Source organism: Thermoflexus sp. (genome assembly GCF_025055495.1).
GTDB lineage: Bacteria > Chloroflexota > Anaerolineae > Thermoflexales > Thermoflexaceae > Thermoflexus.
In genome coordinates this window covers 1-16,676 of sequence record NZ_JANWXB010000220.1, presented here as the reverse complement: position 1 = coordinate 16,676, position 16,676 = coordinate 1, and the positions used below count along the sequence as shown (strand labels likewise).

Annotated in this window: 16 protein-coding genes; all 16 read left to right on the top strand. The window is 62.7% G+C overall.

Annotation, left to right across the window (positions count from 1 at the left end):
* Positions 1–1,155 (top strand): hypothetical protein (locus NZM16_RS07325; protein WP_295479657.1); only part of this gene is annotated, 1,155 nt, incomplete at its 5' end.
* A 986-nt stretch (positions 1,156–2,141) separates the two neighbouring features.
* On the top strand, positions 2,142–4,097 hold the full coding sequence (locus tag NZM16_RS07320) for a hypothetical protein (protein ID WP_295450651.1): 1,956 nt from the start codon (positions 2,142–2,144) through the stop codon (positions 4,095–4,097).
* Positions 4,094–5,035, top strand: coding sequence for a type II secretion system F family protein (locus NZM16_RS07315; protein WP_295450648.1), 942 nt, complete (start codon positions 4,094–4,096; stop codon positions 5,033–5,035). The genes NZM16_RS07320 and NZM16_RS07315 overlap by 4 nt, the downstream gene beginning before the upstream one ends.
* A 3-nt stretch (positions 5,036–5,038) precedes the next feature.
* Complete coding sequence (locus tag NZM16_RS07310; protein WP_295450646.1) at positions 5,039–5,941, top strand: type II secretion system F family protein; 903 nt, start codon at positions 5,039–5,041, stop codon at positions 5,939–5,941.
* A gap of 153 nt (positions 5,942–6,094) precedes the next feature.
* Positions 6,095–8,524, top strand: coding sequence for a WD40 repeat domain-containing protein (locus NZM16_RS07305; RefSeq protein ID WP_295450643.1), 2,430 nt, complete (start codon positions 6,095–6,097; stop codon positions 8,522–8,524).
* Positions 8,521–9,315, top strand: a complete 795-nt coding sequence (locus tag NZM16_RS07300) for a response regulator transcription factor (RefSeq protein WP_295450641.1) — start codon at positions 8,521–8,523, stop codon at positions 9,313–9,315. The genes NZM16_RS07305 and NZM16_RS07300 overlap by 4 nt, the downstream gene beginning before the upstream one ends.
* Positions 9,312–10,607, top strand: coding sequence for a HAMP domain-containing sensor histidine kinase (locus NZM16_RS07295; RefSeq protein ID WP_295450639.1), 1,296 nt, complete (start codon positions 9,312–9,314; stop codon positions 10,605–10,607). Before NZM16_RS07300 ends, NZM16_RS07295 begins: the two co-directional genes overlap by 4 nt.
* A gap of 23 nt (positions 10,608–10,630) precedes the next feature.
* On the top strand, positions 10,631–11,062 hold the full coding sequence (locus tag NZM16_RS07290) for an A24 family peptidase (protein ID WP_295479655.1): 432 nt from the start codon (positions 10,631–10,633) through the stop codon (positions 11,060–11,062).
* A gap of 179 nt (positions 11,063–11,241) precedes the next feature.
* Complete coding sequence (locus NZM16_RS07285; protein WP_295479653.1) at positions 11,242–11,529, top strand: hypothetical protein; 288 nt, start codon at positions 11,242–11,244, stop codon at positions 11,527–11,529.
* A 41-nt stretch (positions 11,530–11,570) separates the two neighbouring features.
* A complete protein-coding gene (locus NZM16_RS07280) occupies positions 11,571–11,813 on the top strand; it encodes a hypothetical protein (protein WP_295479651.1) in 243 nt (80 codons plus the stop codon).
* Positions 11,814–12,179: 366 nt separating this feature from the next.
* Entirely contained in the window at positions 12,180–13,331 is a 1,152-nt protein-coding gene (locus NZM16_RS07275; protein WP_295479649.1) for a hypothetical protein, read from the top strand.
* A 44-nt stretch (positions 13,332–13,375) separates the two neighbouring features.
* The gene (locus tag NZM16_RS07270) at positions 13,376–13,702 is read left to right on the top strand and encodes a hypothetical protein (RefSeq protein ID WP_295479647.1); all 327 of its coding nucleotides are present in this window, start codon (positions 13,376–13,378) and stop codon (positions 13,700–13,702) included.
* A 175-nt stretch (positions 13,703–13,877) separates the two neighbouring features.
* A complete protein-coding gene (locus tag NZM16_RS07265; RefSeq protein WP_295450623.1) occupies positions 13,878–14,261 on the top strand; it encodes a TadE/TadG family type IV pilus assembly protein in 384 nt (127 codons plus the stop codon).
* Positions 14,234–14,869, top strand: coding sequence for a pilus assembly protein TadG-related protein (locus tag NZM16_RS07260; RefSeq protein WP_295479645.1), 636 nt, complete (start codon positions 14,234–14,236; stop codon positions 14,867–14,869). The genes NZM16_RS07265 and NZM16_RS07260 overlap by 28 nt, the downstream gene beginning before the upstream one ends.
* A 477-nt stretch (positions 14,870–15,346) precedes the next feature.
* Positions 15,347–15,826, top strand: a complete 480-nt coding sequence (locus NZM16_RS07255) for a hypothetical protein (protein ID WP_295479643.1) — start codon at positions 15,347–15,349, stop codon at positions 15,824–15,826.
* Positions 15,827–15,924: 98 nt separating this feature from the next.
* Positions 15,925–16,676: hypothetical protein (locus NZM16_RS07250; protein ID WP_295479642.1), on the top strand; the 752-nt coding region annotated here is incomplete at its 3' end.

Sequence of the window (16,676 nt, the reverse complement as noted above, 5' to 3'; positions counted from 1 at the left end):
ACGTTGGAGTGGGTGGCCCTGGGGTTGGTCATCCTGGGCCTGATGGCCGCCGTGGCTTTCTACTTCACTTACCGGGCCTCCGAGTCCACGGGGCGGGCAGTTGGGGAAACCATCCAGGCGCTGTTCGATTGTGTAGAGCGTCTGGATTTCGATTGCATGCGGGAGGTATTCCAAACGCCTGATCAACCGCAACGCCCTCGTTGGGACCCGTGGTGGTGTATAACGAACCCGCTGGAGTGCTGGACAGAGGTAATATGGCCGGGCATCAGGAGAACAGCGCAGCAGATCTGGAGGTGGATCGAAACAATAGGCGAGTCGATTTACAGAGAACTTGAGGCAGCCTGGAGGTGGATTCAGCAACAGTGGAACACATGGCTGAAGGGAGCCCTTGCTGGGTTGCTGGCTGGCCTCTTGTTGATCGCTGCAATTGCTGTTTTATTCACTCTTGGAATCATCAAGGTGCTGACAGTTGCGATCATCGCTGGATTGGTCGCGCTCGTTGTTGCGATAATTGCCGGGGCATATGCTCAGTGGAAAGATCCGCAGGGAGGATTCTTGAGATATTTTACAACTGCCCTGACATCCGGTGCGACAGCCGTCGGACTGGTTATTGGAGGAATAAAATTCGGGATTCTTAAATTGCTCAAGGGGGGGATAATCCCCACTGTGATTTCCGTGATCGTCGATATGTTTTGGAATTTTCACGACCTTGATCAGCGAGGTCTTCTTCCCTGGTTGCAAGAAAGATTCGTCAATGCCGCATTCACATATTTAACGTCAATGGCCACTTATGGATTTGCACAGGGCTTAGAGGGCGTGAAGGGCATTTTGAAAGTCTACAAATCGGCGTTGCAGGCAGGTTCTCTATTCGCCAAGGCAAAGACTGTCTTTAGTGCTATTACCAAGCCTGTTGCAAATGTGGCTGCGATTGTATTGATCAATTTCAGCATGATGTATCTCAGCGGTGTTATAACCGGCGACATGCCAGGAGCAAAAGAGTATACGGTGACTGGAGTTGTGACTTTGGTTACTCTCATAATATTCAAAGTTTTTCCTGTTTCAGAGATAATAGAGAGCGTTACACAAGAAATTTTAACGAAATACCTTACAAAAGGGCCACCAAAAATCTTATCAAATCTCCTGAAAAATAAATAGTTTATAATATGAATGCGAATCTTCCCAGATATGGAATACTTGGAGGATAGATATGCCGCAGCCAAACCGAATCGAAACTATTATTTTTATCTTTTTCCTAGCATGGGTATTTCTGTTAGGCCCGATTATAATGTATTTAGCAGAAGAACAGTTGTTTCAGTTGACAAAGCTTATGTATCTTGCTGGAGCTGTGATATTATTTGTCATAGGAATTGGATTGTATATTACTCGAATTATCCGAGAACATGGCGTATCAACGCTAATATTCACCTTATTTTGGATTGTAGTTGCTGTTTTGTTATCCATCTTGTTGCGCTCTTTGCTTCTCGGCTCTTGAGTTTGCGCGATTCTGCATCTTTGCTGATCTACCGCGTTAATTAGCTGGTGAGAGACGGCGGAAGGCGCGCTGTGTAAATTTCCATGAAAATTGAATAGTAGGGATAATTCATATGACATCCCGGATTTTTATCTTGATTTTACTGTCTGTTATATCCCAATCTTTGTTCTCTCGCAGTCTTTGTTCTTGTGCTCTTAGATTCGCGGGCCTAATCATTCTCATGCATTCAATCCCTCATTCTGCGAACAAGTTGTGCGGAGCTGTCCAAAAAGGGGGCAATTAAACATGCTATCCCCGAATAAAAACTTCCGTGGCTGGCTGGGTATATGGAACGCGTTTCTCTCAATCATCCTAATCACAGGGATTGCCAGCAGGTGGGACCGCGATCCAATCGGCGGATGGGTCTTGGCAGCGATCGCAACAGCTGGCGTAATCTCCGGGGTTGGGTGGCTGTGGATGCGCGTGAGCCACCCGGTGGCCCGTGTCGTGTGGGTAGCAATTTGGCTATTGCCGATCACGACGCTGGTCACCTGCCGCCTGATCGCGCTGAGTGGCCCATAATCCTCTTCGGCATAACGAGCTGGCCGCTCGATGTTTGAGGATGGAGGCTGTCGAGGTCTTGCGAGTTTGTCATCAGGAGTCTGATCCGGTGCGGCGTCTGATCTGGATTCTGGCTTTGCTGCTATCGGCTGGAATTTCCTCTGGAAAGGCGACGGCACAGCGGGCGGCGGATGCTGTCGATATGGTGATCCTCGTCGATCGCTCGAGCATTGATCCAGGCCCGGAAGTCCGCGCTCGAATGCAGGAGTTGATCTCCCTTTGGATCACCGCGGCAGGTCCTCGGGACCGCGTCGGAATCCTAAGGGTTGGGAGCGCGCCCCGCTGGCTCACGTCTGGCCTGATCTCCAGGGGGGAGGGACGTGCAGCGGCCCGCCAGAGCCTTCGCCGGATCGGCGGCTTCGACGGCGGGGAGGCGAATTGGGCCGGAGGAGTGGATCAAGCTCTCCGAGCATTGGGGCGCTTAGAAGATCCAGCCTTTTACCAGGCGCTGCTGGCGCTGGCCCGTCGAGATCCGACCTCCCCAGTTGGCCAGGAGCGTCTGCGCTCGGCTGCCGTTCGGTTGCAGGGCCCGCCGGTTCGCCCCTTCTATGGACTGTCCCTCGAGGGTGGCCTAGGGCGTCTGGATCGTTTCCTAAGCGGGGCTTCTGGGGGATGGGCGCAAACGGCTTCCCTGGATTGGCGAATGGCTGGGCTACGGATGGCCACGGCTCTCTCTCCCCATCGCTGGCTCGCTCAGACCACCTTGCTCCCCGGGGCGGATCGTTCGCTGATTCTCCCACCCCGAACCACCTGGGCGGCTTTTGTCCTGTTCCGGCCCGATCGAAGCGCCCGCTTGGCGCAGCTTTCGCATCAAGGTCAGGACTGGATGGGTCCTGCCGCTCAGCCGCAGACGGACCGGCTGACCACGGATGGGCTGGAGGTAGTCACTCTGCTGGAGCCCGGCGATTATGGCGGTGAATGGCGGATCCGCATCGAGGGCACCCAGGAGGCGGAGCTGGCGATTTTAATCGGCCTGAGGGATCCCCTAGGACCAGCGATGCCAGGGTCAAGCCGCCGATGGGTCCTGCCCACGACCGGACCGCTCTATGTGGAGGCCGAGGTGCCTGCCCTTCCAACTCCGGCGAGGTTGAGCTTGGTCGTCGGAGACGAGGAGATCCGTATGCGGGATGACGGTGGGTCAGCCGATCGGGTCGCGGGAGATAGACGGGCTGGAGGCCTCTCCGAGAAGGCATCCTGGGAGGCCGAGCCGGTGGCCGGTGCCTTCCGGCTCGAGTGGGAGGGGATGAAATGGGAGCAACCCGTCTGGCTGGAATTTCTGAATGATCTGCCTGCTCTAACGGTTCAGGCCCCGATTTCCCCCGTAGTGAATGTTCCGCTCACGATCACGGTGGAGCGCCCCGCGGGAGTGGAGGAAGTGATCTGGCGATGGGCCGGTTGGCGGATCGGCGGCTCGGACTGGCAAACACCTGAGCACTCCAAGGTGACCGAGGTCGGATGGACCTGGCGCCTGAAAGCTCCTAACCCCGGACAGGCACGTTTCCTGGCGCTGGCGGAGATTCGGATCACCCGAGAGGGCCGCTCCCTAGTCTATCCTCAGGCGGTCGTCCTGGACTTCCCAGTGGCTTCACCCTTTGCGGGGCAGGTGCAGGTGGCCCCGGAGGCCTTGCCGACCCGCCTGAACCTTCCCGGGAAGTTCACGCTGGTGATCACCTCCACCCTGGACCGTCCGGCGCGCCTTCGGGTGGAGGTGGAGGATCCGCAAGGCTCTGTGCAGGCGTTGCCCTCTGCTTTCCAGGTCCCTGCCCGCGAGGTGATCCGACAAGTGATCGAGTTGCGAGGCGGCGGCGAGCCCCAGACCATTCGTCTGCGCCTGCGAGAGGAGGCAAACGCCCCGGTCCTGGGCGGAGAGATCGAGCTCACGGTGGCGAGGGCACGGGGGGGCTTTCCGGCTGCTTTCCTGTGCCTGCTGCCTGCGCTGGCCGGGGCGGCTTTCCTCGTCCTACGTCGGGTTCTCGCAGCCCGCTCAGTGGAGCGATGGGGATGACGCCGATGATGATGTTTGCGATCGGTTTGGCGCTGAGTGGAGTCCTGGCTGGGCTGGCCTTAGGTGCCCATTTGGTTCATCATCTGGAGCGTCGGGAGATCGGCGGGCGCGCCCAGGCGTTGGTCGCCGGGCCCGGCCGGGCCCGTAGCCTGTTGCTGGATCTGGCCGCCCGCTTCGACGAGAGCGGGCCGGGGCAGCGGCTGGCCGGGATGTTGGAGGCCGCAGATCTCTCGATGCGCCCGCACGAGGTGGTGGCCCTTCAGGGCTTCGCCGTCTTCGTGGTGATGTATCTGAACTTCCTGTTCATCCGCCTGGATCCCTTCCTTGTTTTTTCGCTGGCCGTTTTAGGGGTGCGATGGGGAACCCGGCGCTATCTGGTCTATCGGGCGCGGCGGCGGGCCCTCCGATTCGCCGAGCAGCTTCCGGAGGTGGCGGACACCCTGGCGCGGGGGCTGGGGGCGGGCCAGACCATTATCCAGGCCATCGGCGAAGCGTCGGCTCGCCTGCCTCAGCCAGCCGCCGGAGCCCTCCGGCGGGTGTATCAGCAGCTCATGCTGGGTTATCCCCTTGGGGAGGCACTTCAGCAGCTGCTTCGGCTGTATCCGTCCCCGGACCTGGAATTAATGGCGACAGCGATCCTGGTGCAACAGCGGGCGGGCGGGAACCTTGCGCAGGTCCTGCAGCGGCTGGCCTTCACCATTGCCGAGCGCCGGAGCATGCAGCGCGAGATCCGCGCCCTCACGGAGGAGCCCCGGTTCAGCGCTATCCTAGTGATCGCTCTTCCCCTAGCCTTCCTGCTGCTGTTCCGGGCGCTGATGCCTGGATTGATCGATGCCCTGGTCACCCAGCCGCTCGGCTGGATCATCTTAGGGTTCAGTTTTTCCCTCCAGCTGGCCGGTTTCCTTCTGATCCGTCGCATCACGCGCGTCGAGGTATAGGTAATGGTGGTTGTGTTTGCCTGCATGGCGCTGTTGGCGATCGCCCTCATCGGCGCTGCGGTCTGGACTTGGTCCCTCCCTTCGGAGACCCGGCTGCGGTTGGAACGGGCCTACGCGGCCGCCGTCGAGGGGCCATCGCTGGGGGAGCGGATTCAACGTTGGTCGCTGCAGCTGGCCCACCAGGTCCCGGCGTTCTGGAGTCTCCTGGGTCGGGAGCGTTTGGCCCGCTCTCTGGCTCAGGCGGGCTATCCATTCGGGCTCACGGTGGAAGCCTTCTACGGGATGCATATGCTTGGGGGGATCGCCGGGGCTGGGCTGGGAGTTTTGCTCTACTTGTTGGATCTGTTCCTGGGCTTCGGCGGATGCATGCTGATCCTCGCTGTCCTCTCGGCGGCCGGCGGGTTCCTTGGACCGACGTTCTGGATGAACCGACTGATCGAGCGTCGACAGCGACAGATCGGCTTGGCGGTGCCGGATTTCCTGGATACCCTGGCCGTGTTGCTCGAGGCCGGCCTCTCCTTCGACACCGCCCTACAACAGCTGGCCGGTCGGATGCAGAACCCCTTGGGGGAGGAACTGCGGCGTCTCCTGCAGGAGCTGGCGATGGGCGTTCCCCGGGTAGAGGCGTATCGGCGGCTGATGGAGCGCAACACCGCGCCCGAATTATTGGTATGGGTGGAGGCTATGCTGCAGGCAGAGCGTCTGGGCCAGCCTCTAACCCCCACCGTTTCCCGGCTGGCAGCGGACATGCGCGCGCGGCGGATCCAAAAGGCGCGGGAGCGGGTGGGAAGGGTGGGCCCGATCGCCAGCATGCTGGTGGCCTTGATCATCGGACCCGCGGTGATGTGCATGCTGACCGGGGGGTTGGTGCTGCAGTTGCTGAGCCGGGGGCTCTTCCCTCGCTGATCGAGGTCCCGGCAAGCCTCCGAGGCTGAACGATCCACCCCGCCTGGATGTTGTTTTGTGGGGGAGAGCTGTCCTCGGCTTCGATTCCTCTCGTTGGATCCGCAAAGCGCCAGCTGGCTGATCAGTAAAGCCTGCCGCGCGCGGAGGCAATGAATGGAACCCATGGAACAGGAAAGCCCAGCATCCATCCTTCACCGATCGATCGAGCGAGCCCGCCGCTGGGAAGCCGCCGGCGCGTGGGCGGAGGCGGCGGATCTTTATGCCTGGCTGCTGGAACGCTTCCCGGAGGAGGCCCGCCAGCTCGGATGTCTGGAGGCCTATCAACGCTGCGAGCGCACCCTCCGGGTGGAGGCCCTGTGGGGGGAGGCGGAACAGGCCGTCGCCGCCGGCGCGCTGGATCGTGCGCAGAGCGCCTTGCAGGAGATCGTCCGTTTGCAGCCCGATGCGGCGCGCGCTTCCAGAAGTGCCCGAGACTGGCTGGCCGAACTGCGGCGGCAGTCCGCTGCCCGACGCAGGGGGCGTGTGGCAGGCCTGGCTTTCCTCCTGATCGGCGTCGCTGTCGCGAGTTGTGTCGTCGGCCTCTTTCTGGCCCGATGGATCCTCGGGCTTGTTCCGGTCGACGGAGGGGGAGCCGCCTCTCCGCCGCCGGGCCTCTCCATCTCCCCCACCCCGTTCTCTGAACGTTCATCCGTCCTTCTTCCCATTTCTTCCCCAATGCTCTCCCCGCCGATCATGCCCGATCGGCCCCTATCTGCAGCTCCCCAGCGCATTCGGCCGCTGATCCGCTGGGGCAGTCATCGGATCCCCATGGGGATGCTCCTCTCGCCGGACCGCCGCTGGATCGCCTGGCCCATCGGCGACACCGTCGAGTGGCTGGATCCGATCTCCCTTTCCACGGTTCGCGTCATCACGTTGCCTTCCCCAACGTCGATAATCGCCAGCGCGTTCTCCCCCGACGGGCAGTGGCTGGCCCTAGGCGCGGAGCATGGGGAGATCTTTCTCTGGTCGGTCGCGCAGCAGGCGGTCGTTCGGATCCTGCGCCCCGACGGAGGGGTGCTGGTGGAGAGCCTGGCCTTTTCCCCAGATGGCATTCGACTGGCGGCTGGGGCGGCGGGAGGGACCCTTTACCTCTGGCGCTTCCCGGAGGGGTCGCTGGAGCGCACGATCCGCCTGGGGGCGCTGCGGATCTTTGATCTGGTCTTCGTTCCCCCCGGGGATCGTCTGATCGCGGCGGCGAGCGACGGCCGGGCCCATGTTCTGGACCTCACCACGGGCCGGGAACTTCGAACGCTGCCCACAGGAGCCACATGGGCGACCGCCCTGGCGCTTCATCCAGAGGGGGAGCTGGCAGCGGTCGGGGGAACTCACGGGCAGGTCATCCTCTGGCGGGTCTCCGATGGCGCGGTGGTGCAAACGCTGCAGGGCCATGCGGGGGTGGTGACCTCCTTGGCCTTTACCCCGGATGGCACTGCCCTGATCTCCGGGGCAACCGATCGGGCCGTTTGGCGATGGACGCTTCCTCAGGGGAAGGGGGAGGTCCAGTTCATCCATCCGGTGGCCTGGGTGGATCGCGTGGCGATTCTTCCGGATGGACGGATTGGGGCCTCATTTTCCGATGGGACGCTGATGGCCTTCAACTCCCGCGGCGAGCCCGATGGGGTCATCCAGCGGCGAGAGGCAGGGATGTATGTGGAGGCGTTGACCTTCCATCCAGAGGGATCGTTGTTGGCAGCCGGATATGCGGATGGAACGATCCGGCTCTGGTCCGTTCCGGAGCGCCAGCTGGTGAAGGAGTGGGGTGGTCACGCCCTCTGGATCGGTGGGATGGCCTTCAGCCCGGAAGGGGGATGGCTCGCCTCCGCCGGGGCAGACGGCTGGGTCCGCCGCTGGTCCATCCCCGAGGGACAGTTGCTCCAGGAGATGCAGGGGGATGGGGAATGGCTGTCGAACGTGGTTGTGGGCCCGGAGGGCCGGTGGGTGGCCGTAGGGGGGATCGGCCATCGAGTGCACGTGTTCCCATCGGGCCCCAGCGCGGCCCGCCTGCTGGAGGGCATCCCTCGCGGGCTTCCGATCCGGACGCTCCAGGATTGGGATTATCGGTCCTTCCTGTCCCTGGATCGAAGTGGACAATGGCTGGCGTCTAGTGGACTCCTGGTGGATACCGAGGGCCGGGTCTTCTCCGCCGTTTTCCTGTGGAAAGGGGAGGATCTGAGCCTGGCCGCGCGTTTCGACCTAAGCGGGCGGGGGATGGCGGTCTCCGCCTTCCACCCGCAGGTGCAACGGCTGGCGGTGGGCTTAGGGAACCAGGTGTGGCTCCTGTCGGTCCCGGAGGGCGAATCGGTTTTCGATGTCCGTCTGAGCCCGTCCATCGGCATCCGGAGCCTGGCCTTCTCCCCGGACGGCGAGCTGCTGTTCGCAGGGGGTATTGGCGGGATCGTAGCGATCCGGGCAGCGGACGGCGCTGTCTTGCAGCGCTTGCTGGATCCTTCCGATACGGTGAACGCCCTCGCCGTCTCACCGGATGGTCGGCTGTTGGCCTCTGGCTCTGAGGATGGGACCATCATCCTGTGGGGGGTTCGATGATCGGATCCCCGGAAGATCAGGTGGTTTCCCGTTTACCGACGGATGGACTTCGCGTGCGCACCGTGTCTATGAGCGGATATGATGAGCAGCTTCCTGTGGATCGGCCCCGGGTGCTCCTGGTGGAGGATCACCCGGAACTGGGTCTGTCGATCCGCCAGGGGCTCATCCGGGAAGGATTCGAGGTCGTGTTAGCGACCACGCTGCAGAACGCCGTGGCCCAGATGGCCCGCGAACCGCGTCCGCACTTGATTGTCCTGGATCTCTCGCTGCCGGACGCGGATGGTCTGGAGGCGGTGCGCGCGCTTCGGGCGCTTCCGGTGCCTAATCCCCTGCCGATCCTAGTGCTGACCGTTTATCGGGATCTAGACTTGCGCGTCCGAGCGCTGGAGGCGGGAGCGGACGATTTCATGGTGAAGCCCTTTGCGATGGCGGAGCTGGCGGCCCGGCTGCGCGCCCTGAGCCGGAGGGGGCGGGCGGACCGATGGGCGCCTAGGCGATGGGGCCCCCTGTGGCTGGACCCTCGGGATCGTGCCGTGCAGCTGGGCGAGGCCGTCGCCCACCTCACTCCAGGGGAGTTCACGCTGCTGTCGCGGCTGACCGCCCCGCCCCAGCGGCCCAGGAGCGCAGCGGAACTGGGTGATCCCCAACCAGGGGATCCTATTGCCTTCAGCGAGGGGGCGGTGCGCGTGCTGGTCCATCGGTTGCGGGGGAAGCTCCGTCAGGCGTTTGGGGACCGTGTGCGCGTGCGATGGAACCGCCTGGAGGGCTACTGGCTGGAGGTTCGGGAATGAGGGGCTGGATCTCCGCCTGGCGCGCGCAATACTTGGCGATTGCCCTGGTGGGAGCGAGCGCAGTGTATTTGAACCTTTTCATTGCCCTTCCCCAGGAGATCGCCGATCTGCTGGAAGGCCATTCCCAAGCCCATCAGGAGGCGATGGCGGGCCTGCTGAGCGCATACCTGTGGGCACGACGGGAGGATGGGGTTTCCCTAGAGGCGGCGTTGCAGGAGGTTTCGCCATGGCTGAAAGGCTATACCCTCTATGCCCTGCCGTCGGATTTCCCGGTCGCTCACTCCGGTGTATCCCCCTTAGGGGTTGCCCTGGCGGATGGTCGCCAGTTGGCCCTGGGACAGTATAACATCGGATGCCTGGCCTGCCGGGATCCGGCCTTCTGGTTCCGCCTGTTAGGGATCTCGCTGGGGATCTGGGTGGCTTTGCTCGCCGTTCACCTCTGGTTGTGGGTGCGGTTTTCGGTCTGGCTGAAGCGCATCCGGGAGACCGCGCGGGCCATCGCCGCCGGAGCCTCCAATCCGCCCCTGCCGCTTTCTTCCTGGGACGAGCTGGGGCAGATCGCGGAGTCTATGCGGGAGATCGCCGCTGCCCTCTCGCGTTTCCGGGAGGCCCAGCGCCGCTTCCTGATGACCGCGGCCCACGAGCTGCTGATGCCGCTGAGCATGGTGATCCGGGAGCTGGAAGATCTACGGGCGGCCCCTTCCCGGGAGGAGATGGACCGGCGGGTGGAACAGGCGCTGGCGCACGGTTGGCACCTGCAGCGTCTAATGGAGGATGTGCTGATCGCCGCCCGGGAGGACCAGGTGGTGTTCCCGCTGCGTCCGGAGCCGTTGGATCTGGCCGAGTTGCTGATCGCGATGTCCCAGGCCTATGCGCCCCGCTTCGAGGCGATGGGCCGACGGCTGGAGCTGCACCTGTCACAGATCCCCCTCCCGGTGCGGGCCGATCCCGTGCGCCTGCGGCAGATCTTCGGGAACCTGCTGGAGAACGCCCTGCGACATAGCCGGGATGAGGAGGTCATACGGATGATCGGGGGGCAGGGCGAGCGGGTGATGGTGGAGGTTTGCGGCGGCGTTTTCGGAGGACCGAGCGCGGGGATGGGCCTAGGCCTATATCTGGTGGACGAGCTGATGCGGGCCCACCGGGGGACGATGGAGCTGTTCGAAGGACCTGAGGGCGTTCTGCACGTGCGTCTGATCTTCCCCCGCAGTCCATCGCCGGCGCTGGTGGAGGGCCCGACGTGGAGGGAGGAGGGCAGTGGCATGGCATCCGATGGCCGTATCGAGGAGTAGGTGGACGGATGGAGGACAGTTGTATGGCGGAAGTGGAGCTGGTGCTTCGGATCGGGATCTCCTCAGTGGCGTTGACGGCGTCGATCACCGACTGGCGGGCGCGCCGGATTCCCAACGCGCTGACCCTGCCGGCCATCGGGGTTGTCGGCCTGATCCGATGGGTGCAGGGACGGGGGGAGAGCGCGCTGGCAGGAGCGGCGGTGGCGATCCTCGTGTTCCTGCTGCCCGCACTGCTGATGGGGCCGGAGCGGGCTGGCGCAGGAGATCTCAAGCTGGGAATCGCCCTGGGGCTGACCAGCGGGTTCCCGCGGATCATTGACCTGTTGCTGATCGCCTTCGGCCTGACGGCCCTGGCGGGAGGAATTCTGTGGGTCCTGCGTCGCCTGCCGCCGGATCGCACCCTACCAATGGGGCCAGGGCTGGCCATCGGGACCCTCTGGGTGCTATGGGGCTGATGCATGACAAAGACAAAATCCTAGCCGTTGGTTGTCAACGGCTAATCAAAATTGTAACGCTCGGTTAACGCAAGCGGAAGGTGGGTTCGATACGATTAAAGTGGATGTCCAGGCCGTTGATCTTCAGCAGGCCGGAGAGCCCGGTGTCTTCCGATACAGTGTATACAGGAGGGCCAGTTATGAGCGAGCGAATATGCTGGATGATGAATCGGGCGAGAGATTTCCAGGGCTGGCTGAGCAGGCTGGCAAAGGATGCCCGGGGGCTGCAGACCCTGGAGTGGGTGGCGTTGGCGATCGTGATCCTGGCGTTCTTGGGGGCGATCGCAGCGTTCCTAGGCAACCAGGGAGAGAACACGGTCGGTCGGGCGGTAGCGGGCGCAATCCAGCGCTTCTTCGAAGGGCTGGGCAACACCCTTCAACCTCTGCTGGGTCCCTTCTCCCCGTTTCCGATCGAGCGGACCGGCTGATCCCACAGATCCCAAAATAAAAAACAGAAGGAGGTTTGGCCATGATGCACAAGGTGTTCGAGGGCATGCTGAGTGAGTATCTGCGCGTGCGGGCGTGGCTCCGGGGGTGGCTGGAGGATGCCCGGGGGCTGCAGACCCTGGAGTGGGTGGCGTTGGCGATCGTGATCCTGGCGTTCTTGGGGGCGATCGCAGCGTTCCTGGGCAATCAGGGCGAGAACACGGTCGGCCGGGCGGTGGTGGGTGCAATCCAGCACTTCTTCCAGAGCTTAACACAACAACGGTGAAGGTGCTCACAATTGCCCAACCTCGCGCAGAGTGATGGGCTGCGCCCGATGAGGAAGGGAGGGCGCAGCCGTTTCCTTGTTTCTGCCATGAGATCCATTGTTGCTTAGGCATCCGAGAGCTGGGGTGAAGATTGCGCTATGCGCAGCCTTCTGGCTGTGAGAGAGGGATCGGGTTTTTGAAGAACAATGCAGCTAGGTTGATCTGTGGCCTCCGGGGGTGAACCTGCTGCTGTCATACCGAGGCGGAGGGCCAGACTTCGGATGATGCAGAGACACTGAAGCCACTGTGTCAGGCTCGATCTGCTAAGCGGTGAGGGGATGACGAGGAGGCCCCGCTGATCCAGAGCGCAAGGGGGTGAAGGATCGATGAAGCTCAGGGTGCTGCGCTGGTGGCAAGCTGAGCGGGGGGTGCAGACGCTGGAGTGGGTGGCGCTAGCCCTGGTGGTGCTGGCGCTGATGGGGGCGGTAACCCGCTACCTGAGCGGCCCAGGCGGAGCTCAGGTGGCTGCGCCGATCCGGCAGGCGCTCCAGCAATACGTATGGTGTCTGGAAGGTGCGGGCGCGTGTCCGGGGGCGGGCTCCGCGGTCGGCGATGGCTCGGGCATTCCCGGAGCCCGTCCGCCTGGAACCCAACCACCTGGTGCTCGGTCTCCCTCCGGGCCCACGGTGCGGCCAGACTTTTCAGAATCCAGAGGACATAACTTCTGGGATGGCGCGTGGAAGTGGCTGACGGATCGATGGGAGGACGCTAAGCGCACTGCCACGCAGGTCTGGCAGACACTTCAGGATGGGGCGAGGGCGATTTGGAATTGGCTGGACGAGCACAAGGGGATCGTCGCGGGGGGATTAACTGCGCTGCTGATCTTGGGTGTGGCTGCGGGGATTGCCTTGCTTGTGGGGCTTACGCCGCTGGGATGGGCAATTGCTATTGGCGCTGCACTGGGAGCGCTATTGTTTGGATTCCTGTATCACTTCGGCGCCCCGAAAGACCAACAGACATGGGGGGGCGCCTTTGCGTTCGTCGCGCAAGGCGCAGCGATAGGCGGGCTCCTGGCATCTGGAGGGGCAGCATTGTGGAAGCTGGGCATCTCTGGGATTCTGAAGTTGGCCATGGGGAAGGGGGCTATCGGCGGGATTTCTTCGGCGATTTCTTATTTTCTAACAACTCCTTTAAGTGAAATTGATCTCCCAAACTTGGGGCTTGCGGTTGCCGGCGGTGTGCTCACAGAAATGATCGCTGGAGACTTTGTCAAAGCTGCGCTTGGAGCTTTGATTGGGACCATTCAGGATGCGCGGGAGGGGAAGATCAGTTGGCGCACTCCATTAAATGAGTTTGCTAAGACATTCATTGGAGATAAGCTTGGTCGTCTATACAACAAACAGGTATTCGGATCTGCTGCTGCGCGGGGGATCGGCCAGCTTCGCCAGATAGGAATTCGCCTCAATCCGCCTAAATCAGTGATGCAGATTGCTAATCGGATTTCTTGGGAGGTTATCAAGAAAAATATAGGACTGTAATGCGCGGCCGCGTATTTTATTCTTCAATCTTCTCGGAGGTGGTCATGAATCGGGAGAAGTTCTCCCTAAAGCCGATCCAGATCCTCGGCTTCGCGATCATGATCAGTGTGCTGATCGTGGCATCCATCTATGCCTTTCTCATCGCGAAGCCTATAGCGATTCGGGAGATGGCCGCAGGACGATGGACGATCTGGCACGAGATCGTCTACAAGCTCGTTCTAATTCCTTTGTGGGTGATTGCCTATTTCGGTTATATGCTCTATTCGTTGCCGCTGGAGCAGTGGAGCTGGAAGCGGGCGGCGCGGTCTGGGATCGAGGCGGTGATTTCCGGTGCGGTTATCGGGATCATCGTGTCCCTGGCCGGGCGGTGATGAGGGGTCCGGCGTAGATCCGGCCCTCTAAGGCGTGTTCAAGCGTCGGTGAGTTGTGAGTTTTGCGCGTCCGACCGTCTCAGCGGCGCCTGGAGTGGAGCGAGATGGATGATCGAGCGCTCGTGGGAATTCGGCGTCGCTGCAGAAGCAGAAACAGAACACAGGGGGTATATGGATGCGCAGGTGGCGCTGGGCGATCCAGGATGAGCGCGGGGCGGAAACGGTGGAGCTAGTCGCGGGGTTGCCGCTGCTGTTTCTGTTTGTGCTGGTGGGTTGGCAGCTGCTGGCCGTTGGGTATACCGCGATGGTGGCCTCCGCGGCCGCCCGGGAGTGCGCACGGCAGGAGGCGGTCAACCGCAGCGGCCTGGCCGCCGCCCAGCGAGTGCTGGGGGCTTGGTCCCCCGGATGGACGGCCCAGCCGATGGGCAGAGGGGATGCCCGAGGATGCTGGGTGCAGGTGCGGCCTCCGCTCGTGCCACTTCCTTTCAGCTTGCACGAGCGGATCCAGCTGCCTCCCGTGGAGGTGGTGGCGTGGATGCGTTGGGAACGGCGGTGGTGAGGGCGCGGCGCTGGGCCGGCGAGGAGCGGGGCGCCTCGGCCCTCGCCACGATCCTCCTGGGGTTCCTGCTCCTCCTCGGCTCGGCGGTGCTCTACAACTTCGCCCTGATCGGATACGCCCGGCACCGGGCTGTGACGGCCATCGATGCCGGCGCCCTCGCCGGCGCCGAGGAGATCGCTCGATACCTTTCGACGACATGGGAACTCTGCGTCCCGGCGGGCACGCCTCCCTCCCAGGTCGTGGCGCTGTATGACCAGAACCGCGGGCAGACCGCACTGTGGTTGCAGATGGGGTATGCCGCAGCCGTTCAGTATGCCCGCCTGAACGGCAGTCAGCTCCTCTCCTACCGCGTCTACCGAGGGCCGGAGTTCTGGATGGTCCTCGGATATCCTCTGCGGCAGATCCTGGTGGATGCGGACGGACAGCGGATGTTCGGTCTGGCCGGCCCGATCGTGGGCGGTCAGAACCAGCGAGTTCATGCGCAGGCCACCGCAGAGGTTTATTTGAGGCGCTGGCGCTATCGGTCCTGGGATTGCAGCCCTAACCCTGAAACGCCGATGGTCTACTACTGGTTTCAGTTCGAATGGGGGATCCGGCTGGTCCGGTGATCACCTGCCCATCAAGTCGCCCTGGGCCCTGCAACCCGATGGGCTTCTGCCCCGACCGTCGCGAACTGCGCGGAGCGCCGCACAAGATGCCGGAGGGCTGGCCTGCAGGATCCGTAAGTAGATCCGTGTGGACCCTGCTGGTTCGAATATCCCCATGACGAGGCGAGGATGCTTTCCCCTCATTGGTTTTGTGACACCCTTGCTCTTCCCGCTTCTCGCCTCATGCTGGAAGGCCCTCCGGTTCCGGAAATCGAGGATTATTAGAACTGGGGATTGTCAGCAAGGGGGACGAGGCTCCGTTTAGGCCTTGTCCCCTTCTTTGTTGCGTCCAGCGATGCAGAGGGCACTAGATCTCGTGGACGCAAGAGCTGGGGGATCGAGCGGTCAATTACTGACCCCTATTCGATGATGCGCCGTGCCATCTCACGTATAATAAGCGCAGGCTTTCCGTCCGAACCGATCCCGGAGGCGAAGAAAATGGTCGAGCTGATCATTGGCCTCATCGGTTTTGTTATCACGGCCGCTGCAGGGATCCTCAGTCCCCTGATCTCCTGTCTCTGCTGCTCTCCGCTGGGGAGCGTGGGGGCCGGCTTCGGCGCCTGCGCCTTCCGCCGCCCCCCGTCAGATCAGGCGGTTCAGCGTGGCCTGATCGGCGGGCTGGCCTTTGCCGGCGGCGGGATTCTGGGAACCGGCGTAGGGATCCTGTTCAGCAGTCTTCTCGGGGCCACCCTGGGCACCAGCCGAGAGCTGGCCCGCCAGCTTGGCCTCCCCGAGCCGCCGTCCGGGATGGATTACCTCCTCGGGGGGCTCATCAGCTTCTGCGCGGCTGCTTTGATCATCCCATTGATCTCCGCCGGCGGCGGGGCCCTCGGGGGGGTGCTCTGGCGCGCCTTCCGGGGATCCTCCACTGAGACGCCCGTTCCCGGGGAAACAAGCAGGCCGATGGATCGGGTGTAAGCCAGCTCCTTTTTGTCTCTATCTGATTCTCCTCTCTGCGCTGGTCGGGCAACCACCCGGACGCCCAATCAAACCGTTGTCGTTGATGGGGGGACCGTATGCGTCAGTGGCTGGCTATGATCTGGCGATCCGGCCTGATCCTGGCCGCTCTCAGCGCGGCCTGCAGCCTGCCGCGTCCGACATCGCCTTCTCCGACGCCTGAGCCGCTTGCCCTTCCGTCACCCACTCCCCGAACGGTCCAGGCCTCGCCCACTCCTCGCCCGCCCACTCCCACTGTTCGCGCACAGGGCCGCTTCGCCGTCGGCTATCTCAGCCGCCCCGTCCAGGGGATCGTGATGGAAGTCCCCGCCTTCGAGATCCAAGAAGACCGCCTTCGGGTGTATGTGGCCTTCGCGAATCGCGGGGAGCGTTCCATGACCTTCCTCGGCCGCTTCGAGTCCGGGGAGGAGGCCGAGCTGTGGGTCAATGGAAAACGGCTGCGACCTGTGAAGATCAGCGAGAACTTCCAGGAGGACGTCTGCCCGGAATACCCTCGCTCGATACAGCGGTGCGTCTGGGTGGTCGGCGCCATCGAGCGAGGGTGGTTCGAGTTTGAGCTGCCCGAGGGGGCCGCGCCGCCCTTCGAGTTCCAGTTCCCCAGTTTCGGTGCGGTGGAGCTAGGCCCGGAGCGTCCGCTGTCCGGCGAGGTCTGGGGGGATCTCCCGAGCGGCGCTTTTCCGAGCGGGGAGTGGCGGTTCGACCCGCCGCTGTGGGCGGGCCACTTCGACATCCCCTCGCTGCGAATCGGGATCCGGGAGATCGCTGCAGATGGGGACCGAATGACCGTCACCCTGGAACTGCGCCAGCCTCC

Excerpts from the sequence above, each read along its gene's own strand:
- NZM16_RS07270 (WP_295479647.1), top strand. The coding sequence starts at position 13,376 with ATGAATCGGGAGAAGTTCTCCCTAAAGCCGATCCAGATCCTCGGCTTC.
- NZM16_RS07275 (WP_295479649.1), top strand. The coding sequence starts at position 12,180 with ATGAAGCTCAGGGTGCTGCGCTGGTGGCAAGCTGAGCGGGGGGTGCAG.
- NZM16_RS07265 (WP_295450623.1), top strand. The coding sequence starts at position 13,878 with ATGCGCAGGTGGCGCTGGGCGATCCAGGATGAGCGCGGGGCGGAAACG.
- NZM16_RS07295 (WP_295450639.1), top strand. The coding sequence starts at position 9,312 with ATGAGGGGCTGGATCTCCGCCTGGCGCGCGCAATACTTGGCGATTGCC.
- NZM16_RS07300 (WP_295450641.1), top strand. The coding sequence starts at position 8,521 with ATGATCGGATCCCCGGAAGATCAGGTGGTTTCCCGTTTACCGACGGAT.
- NZM16_RS07255 (WP_295479643.1), top strand. The coding sequence starts at position 15,347 with ATGGTCGAGCTGATCATTGGCCTCATCGGTTTTGTTATCACGGCCGCT.
- NZM16_RS07305 (WP_295450643.1), top strand. The coding sequence starts at position 6,095 with ATGGAACCCATGGAACAGGAAAGCCCAGCATCCATCCTTCACCGATCG.
- NZM16_RS07310 (WP_295450646.1), top strand. The coding sequence starts at position 5,039 with ATGGTGGTTGTGTTTGCCTGCATGGCGCTGTTGGCGATCGCCCTCATC.
- NZM16_RS07290 (WP_295479655.1), top strand. The coding sequence starts at position 10,631 with ATGGCGGAAGTGGAGCTGGTGCTTCGGATCGGGATCTCCTCAGTGGCG.
- NZM16_RS07285 (WP_295479653.1), top strand. The coding sequence starts at position 11,242 with ATGAGCGAGCGAATATGCTGGATGATGAATCGGGCGAGAGATTTCCAG.
- NZM16_RS07315 (WP_295450648.1), top strand. The coding sequence starts at position 4,094 with ATGACGCCGATGATGATGTTTGCGATCGGTTTGGCGCTGAGTGGAGTC.
- NZM16_RS07280 (WP_295479651.1), top strand. The coding sequence starts at position 11,571 with ATGATGCACAAGGTGTTCGAGGGCATGCTGAGTGAGTATCTGCGCGTG.